We start from the raw sequence: 10550 nt of genomic DNA on the forward strand, positions 1-10550 counted from the left end.
ATTCGCATTGTCACAAATCTTATATCTTACTGTATATGTACCTGGAGTGCTACCATTTGGAACTACTATCTTACCTTCGTTTATGGTAAGACCTGGAAGTCCATTTGGATCATCTATGCTAACTATTACATTGTCCTTAGTAGCTGGGTTACCATTCAAAGTATCATTGCCCAATACCTCTACTTCGCCTCCTGTAGCTGGTACACTCTTCTCGCCATCATCTACTGCGTCTATACTTGGAGTTACTTTAACCTTCACCGTAGCTGTATTAGAGCAAGCTGCAGGAGTATTTCTATCACAAATACGATAAGTAACTGTATAGGTACCTACAGGAGTATTAGCTTTCACCTTCACCTGACCTGTTGCAGTGTCTATCTTCACATAGGTATTAGGGGTTACCTCCACAATTGTCACATTACTTATAGTAGCTCCATTACCATAGAGTTTATCATTGGTCAATATATTATAAGGAGTACCACCATTATTTTTCACTACTTGATCACTACTGCTTGTCTTCACAGGAGTGGCTGTATAGTCATCATCTTTGGCTACAACGAAGCGAATCTTTGCTGTCTTTTGAGTTTGATTATTGAAGCCATCCTTAGCTGTAAAGATAACTGTGATCTCTCCTGTTCCACATAGGTCAGCAGGTTTTACATAATTATTAGTAATTACAGGTGTACCACAAGTATCTGTAGCCACTGCTGTTGCAAGCCAGTTAGTAACTAATGTATCAAAATTAGTTGCTGAGCAATCAAGTACTATATCATTGATAGTAAGTGTCGGCACTTGAGTGTCATCTACAATGTAGGTTACTGGTACACGAGCACTCTGACAACCATCTTTTTCTTGGCTTACATATTTAGTAGTTATAGTCTTAGCTGTTACATATCTATCTACCTTAGGAGAAGCTGCAAGCGCTGTTCCTCCAGTAGCTGCATCATACCACTTGAAGGTATATCCTGAAGCTGGAGTTACCAAAGTAGCCATATCAAATAGTGTGCTTATCGAAGTAGGACACTCTGTACGAGCTGGAGCTACTGTCGGAGTTGCAATATTCTGAATTCCTACGATGAATGATGCACGATTACTCTCACAACGTCCTGACTCTTCGGCTGAATAGTAGTAAGTAGTCGCAGTAAGGGCGACATTATCAGCAAGGGCAGTAGTCGTAGTATTATCTGCATATACTCTTATTGTACCAGTTACCGTATTGTCTATATAATCTTTAAGAGACGCTATTGTTGCTCCTTGGCAGAAAGTATGTGTACTTGGTGCTGAAGGAGTAGCTGTAGCTGGTTTTACAGTTACTTGTACCTGCTGACTTGCTTCACAGCCATTAGTTCGCTTTATAGTAAGCTTATAAATAAAGGTCTGTTGGGCAGTCAGAGAAGCTCCTGTATAACGGAACACAGGTTCTTTTACGTGAGAATCCGACAAATAGGACAAGGCTCCTGGAGTAACAGCCTCCCAAGTATAGTTCTCATAGGTAGGTGCTTGTGTATTATAAGACAAAACTTTATGCTCATTTTCACAAAGGGTCATATCAGATACCAAATCTGTCAAGACAGTAGGCGCTGAAGTAATAACAGCTAAATTATTACACAAGCAATAATTCTTATCATTACGGATAGAAAGTAACAGACGACATACCTGATTCTGATCTAACTCTACAGTATGAGTTTTCTGTACTGTTGCTGCTGAAGCCAAAGAGAGACTAGGAACTGTAAAGTCTTGTAAGAATGTATCTGTTCCTTGTTCTATAAGTTGATTATTATTGGTATCCAAGAACAAACTTATCTTTAGATCACCTGTATAAGCAAAGGTAGTTGATTCATTCTTAAGTGTATAGGTAAATGTTACCTTTTCTTTGTTATTCTCAACTACAGAAGCCAGTTGTACATTCTCTATCTTTACTTTTGCCCTTTCCACAGGTATTTCTACCTCACCCCTATGTTGTGTGGTCTCTATGGTAATGGTAGGACAAGGATTAGTAGGTCCTCCTGGACAAGAAACGCCATCTACCTTATCCGTAGTATAGTACTTAATCTTAGCTTCTTGACTACACTCTGTAGCAGGTGTATTATCTTTTTGTTTAATCTTAATGGTATATTCAAAGAAATCCGCATTTTTCATTCCTTGTGGAATCTTGATACTTAATTCGGTTTCTTGATCTCCTACTTGAGCAATAGGATTGGTAGGTAAGGAAGGATCTGCAAAAGTAGTTTTGCTCTTATCCCCTACTGTAAATGAATTTGGTATATACTCAAATCCCTTAGGAATACGTATCACTACCAGTCCCTTATCACCTGTTGAGAAAGTACCTATAGGAAGTGAAGTATCTACAATGATATGCTTGCCTTTATAAGTTGCATAGCTAGGTGAAGCACAAGCATTGGCGTTACCTCCTGACTCTAAAGTAAGTGAATTATTTACTTTATATTTATTGACATCCACTCCTTGTATTCCTGCAATAATAGCTTTGCTACGGTCTCCTTCAGCAGGATCTCCACAGAGGTTATTTCCATCTATATCAATATCAAAGGAAGAGCCTGCTGTAAATTCACAATCAGGCTTCACCATAAAGATCAGCTTAAAGTTTCGCTTATTCACATTACTTTCTGAGATACTTCCAGGCAAGCTTCCTCCTGGGAAAATAGAAGTAAGGTCATAAGTGATCTTATTATTGTTTTCTACAGGTGTTATACTGGAAAATTTGGTTCCACTTCCTAAAGGATATTCTATTTCTACATCAGAAATAGTAAGTCCTCTCTGCTTTATGATAACTAGCTTTACATCAAAGATATCACCTTCGTCTCCACTATTAATAGTGTATTCATACTTTGTCTTCTGACACATAGAGATATTTCCTAGCCCTATTCCTCCTCCTGGGTTAGAGGTACTAGGTGTTATCTGCTTAAGGCTTTTCGCTATTTTTACATTATAAGTTACCTTTTTGTCATGACAAGTTTTGATATGCCCTTGAGTAGGGTTACTATTACAGTTCCATCCTGCATATAAGTCAAAAGTAATATTAGTCTTAGTACAGTTGGTAATCTCATACTTAAGTCTATAATACTTAACTGCTCCTTTGGCAATGGTACCACTTTGTCCATCAGAATCGAGGAAGAACATCTTTTCCCCAGAGATGCCTGTGGCAGCAGAGAATGTTCTGAGGGTATTCCCAGAGGCATTGACCTCCTCCAAGCCTAATACATTAATCCCTACTACATCAGGTACTGATACCCAACCATAAGGTGCATCAGAGAGGCTGGTATTGGTAATCTGGAAATTGATATGTTGTTCTCTCTTATTAGCCGTAATACTTTGCGGTGTTTGGGTAAGGAGATTGATAGCAGGTTTATCCGTATAACGTAATACTTCCTCATAAGGATTCTTTACTACAGGTATGGTAGGCTTATCCGCATAGTGGTAATAGAAATCCTCAAAGTCAATCTCCACCTTAGCTAGCTGCTGATCGGCAGTAGCTTGTGCTACACTTGCAAATACCTTTGATTCACAAGTGGCTTGCAGCCAAGTTCGTATAGTCTCTCCATAGACATTCTCTACAGAGATGTTTCCTGGTTGTAAATAACCAGCACTTCCCTTAGCAGGGTTGGTATAAGTATAGGTCTTATAAGTACCATTATCGGTTACTTGAAAATCAGTGATAGGAATTTGTAAAACATTCTCCATCCATTGGCTTGAATCCCTCAGATAAGAATAATCTACAGGTCTTACCATATTATAGGACTTTGGAATAATGATTTTCAAGGTCTTGATACGGTGTGAAGGGCGAAACTCATTGGTATAATAAGTCCCTGCTGTTCCAAAACGACGTGCCAAGTAAGCCTGATTTGCTCCTATATCAGTCACTTCGCATCCTTTGATATTATAAGTATTTGTACCTATAAGGGTGTAAGTTTCTGCTATATAGAAAGCAGGTGTTTGCTTAGCTCCACAATGCAATTCATGGGTATGGTAACCTGCAGAATGTAATTGTGTATCATTAGGATCAGCAAGCATATAGAAGAAAGAAGCTCCTCCTACTTGTGTATCTTGGACATTATCTCTACTATTGTTACTATTACTATTATTTACCTGATAGGTAGCTACCACAGAGAACTTTTCTCCTACAGCTATACCCTGTGCTGGCAAGGCAGAAGATAGGTTCCATCGGAAGAATTTTCCATCTGAGTTAGTACCTTGTGTCACTATCGCAGAAGAAGCATCTAAGGTAGCTATAGGGTTATTCCCCACTTTAAGAGTTATCTGCTTAGGAATAAGTGTCGCCAAAGCTTTCACTTGAGCGTGATAGTATAGGTTATGTGTAGGAACCCCTCCTTGCTCTCCTTCGGAGATAAACTCTACCTCATCTAAGTGAAGGGCTCGGCTACGGTCTATAGGTGATACATTGGCTCTGGTTTGGCGTGTATTCATTGTATAGTCCGTCCAACCATAAGAGTTATCTGCACGTTCTACCTTGGTCTTGAGCATCACTGGACCATTACCAGCACAAGTACCAGGGCAAATAGTCCCCACTTGAATTGTCTTACAGATAAGAGGTATCTCACTATAAGTGGCAGTATCTCCATTTTTATCTAAGTAAGTAATTTTATACTCCACAGGTACTGTTCCTGATATACAAGGCGTGGTAAGGAGCAGTTCGAAGGTCACATACCCTTTGTTACCATCAATGGTTGTATAGGAAAACGTCTGTCCTTTGGCGACATCTGGTAGATTTCTTGTAGAAACCACATTTTGTCCATAACCTTCACTCCTTAGGAACTTCACATTCTTCATCTCTACCCCTGGGGGGAGTTTTATTTCATATTTCAGTTTTCTTGTTCCTAATGTAGGAACCCTACCAAATCCCTCTTTAATATGTTGTGAGATTATGGTATGTTGCCCAAAAGAAAGATAGCCAAAAGTACGTTCCCCTTGTAGAAGAGAACCAGGGAACTTAGAATTATCAGATATCCCTGTAAGAAGGCGTCTGAAAGTATTATTGGTAAGGTCTTGTGAGGCAGGGTTTTTTTGAACCCCACAAGCATCTATATAGGTAAAGTTAGAGTGTGGAGAGACACTAAAGGTTCCTCCATCATCCTGCAAACAGGTAATTTCTTGATTTTTCACCATCTCAAAACGTATTTTGAGCTTGGCATCTTTAGCTAAATCATCATAAAAACCATCTCCATCCACATCGGTAAGTCCTATATTCTTACCTACTAAGGCAGTAGCCGCCAATTCAGGTAGATCCTTAAAAGGAATATTTCTCTCTACTGTTTGGTTTCCTGTAGGGGTCATTGAAGAGATAGGAATTTCTGTCCCATCAGTGGCTACAATACGGAAATTCGCAGGTTTATGATTCTTAAAGCCTTTAACAGTAAGATAAGGGGTAATATTCATCTGCAAGTCATAGGCAGTGGCATTCCCTGTTCCTTTATTAATATATTGTGCAGTAAAGGTACCTATAGTATTGCCTGTAAGCCCATCTGCCCAATTAAAGTTACTATTATTATAATCAATATCCAATACTATGTTAGGGGTTCCTGTCAGTACATTGATAGATCGGGCACCAGTACGTACATCATAGAGAATATCTTTACTCTCGCCCCAATAGGCTTCGTACTTAATTTCACGATTGGCCTGGCAACCTGTTACAGTATATTTCTCAGTAATAACAGCTGTATCATCCTTCTTAAATCCAGCTGGTGAAGTACTCGTAATCTTATAAAGGGCTACCCCTGTATTATTACCTATCCCTGTTGGAACATTTCCCACAGGAGAAAGAACACTCCCATCAGGTCCTTTTATTTCCACTCCTGTAATTCCTGTTGGATATTTTACAGAAAAATAGATATCTTTCGTTCCACCTTCTCCCGTATTCTTAAGAGTGAAAGTCTTCACACTTGTTCCTGAGGCATTGTCATGAGCAAGTTCTGAAGGAGTTACAACAATCACAGGAATCACAGGGGTATAAGTAGCCTCCTTCTGGTCTGAAACTCCTGAAGAAAGGGTTACCTTCACTGTATCCTTAAAGGTATTCTGATTGGAGAATAGTGTAGCCGAAGCATTCTTAGTTACTTTTCTCTTAATAGAGAACACAATATTCCCTGATCCTGTTAGTGTAAAAACAGGTTTGGTAACGGGAGAAGAGGTGTTATGTGCAATAGTGAGCGTTCCATTCTCCTTCACAAGAGAATTGGGCACATATTCTATTCCATTACCTAAAGTAACTTCCACTGTCCCTGTCGTACCCGCAGGAAGCGCCAAGCTAACAGTAAGCTTACCTACTTCAAAGTTTTGTTTGGCAAAATGAACATCATTCTCTGCCACAGCACTTGCTATTATTGTCTGTGCTTTTGCCTGAACAAAAGACAGCAATATTAGAATCATAAGCAAGTAGGAAATTTTCTTCTGCAATTTTTTAAGCATTTTTATCTGTTTTAAAATCGACCTAATTAGAGGGTGCAAAGATATATTATTTTTTCTTTTACAACTTTTTTCTCATTCATTATTTATAAAAAATTATTAACACATATTGATACCATCTATCCTAATATAAGAAAAATTTATACCAACTGTTTTCTACAAAGTCTCATATTCCTTTTTTTCAAACACAAAATTACTAATTTTTGGGAACTTTTACTTCTCTAAAAAGTTTAAACAGCTTCAATATCAAAAAAATCTTTCAAGATAGATTTATTGGTTTTTACATTATTTTTTCTCAGCTGTTTTCTTAGTTAAATTGAATACAAATATCCCTGCAAAGATTCCCAAAACATCAGCAAGCATATCCAGTGGATCTCCACTACGCCCCATTTGCATCTGCTCTTGCATAAATTCAGTCAATAGAGCATATCCTGCAAGCCACAAAAGTTCCTTTACAATAGAATGCTTAGGAAAAGCCTTTTTATAGAGATATGCTAAGAGTGCAAATATTAGAAAATGTATTACTTTGTCCATTCCCTCAAAAGACGGAAAATTCTGAGGAAGATCTGACGTAGGACGCAGAAGGATATACAAGAGGAAGCCTCCGTAAAGAAAAAAGACAATCTTGTAGAGCATTCTAATTTTTTTGGGCTCTATACAGCAAAAACCTTGCCAAAAATAATATATTTTTGGCAAGGTTTTTGTTTTTTTATTCAATCTATTTAGCAATATCCACAATTTCTATTTCAAACATAAGGTCAGCATCGGGAGGAATCACGCCATTACCAAAACCTTGTTTGCCATAAGCCAAGGCAGAAGGGATAAATACACGTATCCTATCGCCTACTTTCATAGAAAGAAGTGCTTCCTTAAAGCCAGCGATAAGGCCTACCTCTGGGCTGTATTTCCAAGCATAAGGGATATATCCATACTGAGGATCAGCGGCACGTGCGGCATCATAAGCATCATTCTCTTTGGCTATTTCTGCTATATTGGTGTCAAACAAATCTCCTGTAGCGCGGAGGAAACCCGCATAATTTACCAATACATCTGAACCGATTTGAGGTTTTACACCATTGCCTTCCTTGAGTTTAAGTATCTTGATACCTGAGGGTTGTGCTACTGCTTTAGCTTCCTGCTCTGCCATAAGGGCGAGGTTCTTTTCCTTTTGTGATTCTAACTTCTGAGCCTTAGCATTTTGCTCTTTCATAAAAGCATCAAACACTTTAGGAGCGTCCCATTTCTGAGCGTCCTTACCTACACGGATAATCTCTACCTTCTTAATAACCACAGGATCTACGGGGCGATCTTGTGCGCCTGTCTTTACAGAAGTAATCTTGCTAATAACATCTTCGCCTTGGATTACTTGTCCAAAAATAGTATGGCGGAAGTTAAGCCAATCGGTAGCTACTTCGGTGATGAAGAACTGGCTTCCATTGGTAGCAGGCCCTGAGTTAGCCATACCAAGTTGGCCTTTTCTGGTGTATCTGAGGGTATCTACAAACTCATCAGCAAACTTATACCCAGGGTCGCCCTCTCCTGTTGCAGTACGGTCGCCCGCCTGGAGCATAAAGTTCTTAATCACACGGTGTGATTTGGTGCCATCGTAATAACGCTTACCCTTGAGAGAGTCTGCTACATAAGTATTGGTACCTTCGGCCAAAGAAACAAAATTGGCCACGGTTCCTGGAGTTGTCTTGTAGTAAAGCTCGGCAAGCATATCTCCGTAATTGGTTTGGATATCTGCATACAAGCCATCCTTTAGGTTCGGATACTTAGCAGACTTACAAGCCACTAATAACAAGGGCAATAACAATGCCCATAATTTGACTTTTTTCATAAATTTCTATATTTAACAAATGAAATTACATTTTTAATTAGCCCCTTCGGCGCTCTCTTTAGCCGTATCTATGGCATCTTCCTCTTTGGCAGGCGTAATCTTAAGAATATGTACCTGGGCACGGATAGGCTTATTGATACCTATTTTTTCCTTATCTCCGTGATAACCAAAAGCAATTTCTGAAGGAAAGAAAAATACGGCTTCCTCATAGACTTTCAATAGCTTGATGGCCTGCCGAAGTCCCTGAAATAGTTCCTGCTTATCCACTATATAAGTAATGACCTTGGAGTCCTCCTTAGTATAAATTTCTTTCCCGTAAATATCTGAAATACTGTAGGTAAACTCCACTTGATCTCCAAATTGAGGTAGAGGGTCAGGTGCTGCATTCTCCGATAGATAGTAGTACTTGAAACCATCCTTGGAACTCAGATAGGTATGTAGTGTATCACAAGCAATAATGGAATCCATCACAGCCTCTTGGTCTTCAAGTAATTCCCTATTTTTCTTAGCCGATTCTTTTAGAAAAGTATCTGTTTTGATCATTACAGGACGGCGAGCTTCCTTCTTATTACAGGAAACTACCAACAAAAGTATCAGTAGGGCAAATATAGTTCTCATAATATGGGATTTGAATGATAGGCATCGGGACGTGATAAGAATTGGGGCAATACCTCCAAGAAATACTTAACCGTATCCTCCAAAGAGGTGTGCGAACTTCCCCCCGCCGCATTGATATGCCCCCCTCCATTGAAATAAGTACGCGCCAAGAGATTCACATCTAAGTTGGTTTTGGATCGGAAAGAAATTTTGATTAGCTTATCTTCCTCGTTCTCAATAAATATAGCGGCTAATTCAGCCTCCTTGATACGCAGCCCATAATTGACAAAACCCTCGGTATCGCCCTTGCGAAAGTTAAACTGCTTGAGGGTCTTGCTACTGATATACATATAAGCCGTATGATGCTGTGGCAAATAGGTGAGATCATTGAGCACATGTCCCAATAGCAACAGACGGTCTATGGAATAGCTATCTAAGACTTCTGAGGCTATCTCTGTACAATTAGCTCCTTTCTCCAAGAGCGTTGCTACAATCCTGTGGGTCTCAGGGGAAGTCATTGAAAAACGAAATCCTCCTGTATCGGTCATAATTCCTGTATAGAGACAGGTGGCAATCTCCTGATTGATAGCCTGCTCAGAGCTAAGAGCTGTTATTACCTTGTATATCAGCTCACAAGTGGAACTGGCCTTGTCATCGGAATAAGTAATCTTAGCATACGTATCGGGCTGTTGGTGGTGATCTACCATAACAAAGTCAGCCTGCGACTGCTCTAACAAGGCGGTCAAAGGCTTAGCTCTCAGTAGGTTATTAAAATCCAATGTAAAGATAAGGGAAGAAGCCGCAATACGTTGCTGAGCCTTACTCTCCCCATTGGGATAAATAAGAATTTGGTCAGCGGCAGGCATCCATTTTAGGAAATCAGGGAAATCAGTAGGGGCAATCACCTGTACATCGTGTCCCTGATTTTTAAGAAAATGATACAATCCCAATGTGCTCCCTATGGCATCTCCATCGGGAGAGGTATGGGGAACTATGGTTATTACTGGCCTATGATCCAAAAGCGCTTGTAGGCTTTTACTATCTTGTATATTCATAGGGCAAAGATACAAATTCTTTTTGAATTATCAATTGCTAATTGTCAATTGTTAATGAAATATCACTAGGATTCCTCACCCCCTCACCCATCATTTGCTTGAGGTTATCTATAATTTCTTGGAGGCCATTAGTTTTTATCTCAAAGACAGTAGAAAGAAGCATACCGAGCTTTCCCTTGGGGAAACCTTGCGTACTGAACCATTCCAAATAATAGACGGGTAAATCAGCAATTATAGTGCCCTTATACTTACCATAAGGCATAGGGGTGGTGATGATTTCTTTGAGAATTTCGTTGTTCATAGTGACTAATGATTAATACCAATAATGATTAATGATTAATGATTAATGATTAATGTCAATAATGATTAATGATATGACAAAAAACCGAACTATTCAAAAGAATAATTCGGTTTTGTAAAGAAGGCGGCGACATACTCTCCCACAAATTGCAGTACCATCTGCGCTAAAAGGTTTAACTTCTCTGTTCGGAATGGTAAGAGGTGAGACCTTTCGCTTTAACCACCTTAAACTTTTATGTAATGATTAATGGTTAATGTTCAATGATTAATTCCTATACGATTAATCATTAATTATTAGTCATTTGTCATTAATTATCGACAAC

The 10550-nt window shown here is 39.1% G+C and carries 6 protein-coding genes and 1 rRNA gene; all 7 read right to left on the reverse strand.

Features of this window, described 5'->3' with window-relative positions:
• A partial coding sequence (locus tag HMPREF9331_RS12500) for an Ig-like domain-containing protein (protein WP_016421255.1) occupies positions 1-6438 on the reverse strand: 6438 nt, incomplete at its 3' end.
• Positions 6439-6720: 282 nt separating this feature from the next.
• The gene (locus tag HMPREF9331_RS12505) at positions 6721-7071 is read right to left on the reverse strand and encodes a VanZ family protein (RefSeq protein ID WP_016421256.1); all 351 of its coding nucleotides are present in this window, start codon (positions 7069-7071) and stop codon (positions 6721-6723) included.
• Positions 7072-7153: 82 nt separating this feature from the next.
• Positions 7154-8275 (reverse strand): peptidylprolyl isomerase, encoded by a 1122-nt coding sequence (locus HMPREF9331_RS12510; RefSeq protein WP_016421257.1) that lies wholly within the window; start codon positions 8273-8275, stop codon positions 7154-7156.
• A gap of 33 nt (positions 8276-8308) precedes the next feature.
• On the reverse strand, positions 8309-8893 hold the full coding sequence (gldI, locus tag HMPREF9331_RS12515) for a gliding motility-associated peptidyl-prolyl isomerase GldI (protein ID WP_016421258.1): 585 nt from the start codon (positions 8891-8893) through the stop codon (positions 8309-8311).
• Positions 8890-9927, reverse strand: a complete 1038-nt coding sequence (locus HMPREF9331_RS12520) for a DHH family phosphoesterase (protein ID WP_016421259.1) — start codon at positions 9925-9927, stop codon at positions 8890-8892. The genes gldI and HMPREF9331_RS12520 overlap by 4 nt, the downstream gene beginning before the upstream one ends.
• 37 nt (positions 9928-9964) lie before the next feature.
• Positions 9965-10228, reverse strand: coding sequence for a DUF3820 family protein (locus HMPREF9331_RS12525; protein WP_016421260.1), 264 nt, complete (start codon positions 10226-10228; stop codon positions 9965-9967).
• Between the two features lie 118 nt (positions 10229-10346).
• Positions 10347-10455: ribosomal RNA gene (gene rrf, locus HMPREF9331_RS12530) — 5S ribosomal RNA — on the reverse strand.
• Positions 10456-10550: the final 95 nt, after the last annotated feature.

This window comes from Capnocytophaga granulosa ATCC 51502 (genome assembly GCF_000411115.1).
Taxonomy (GTDB): domain Bacteria; phylum Bacteroidota; class Bacteroidia; order Flavobacteriales; family Flavobacteriaceae; genus Capnocytophaga; species Capnocytophaga granulosa.

Coding starts and splice junctions, on each gene's coding strand:
- HMPREF9331_RS12520 (WP_016421259.1), bottom strand. CDS start 9,927: ATGAATATACAAGATAGTAAAAGCCTACAAGCGCTTTTGGATCATAGG.
- HMPREF9331_RS12505 (WP_016421256.1), bottom strand. CDS start 7,071: ATGCTCTACAAGATTGTCTTTTTTCTTTACGGAGGCTTCCTCTTGTAT.
- HMPREF9331_RS12510 (WP_016421257.1), bottom strand. CDS start 8,275: ATGAAAAAAGTCAAATTATGGGCATTGTTATTGCCCTTGTTATTAGTG.
- HMPREF9331_RS12525 (WP_016421260.1), bottom strand. CDS start 10,228: ATGAACAACGAAATTCTCAAAGAAATCATCACCACCCCTATGCCTTAT.
- gldI (WP_016421258.1), bottom strand. CDS start 8,893: ATGAGAACTATATTTGCCCTACTGATACTTTTGTTGGTAGTTTCCTGT.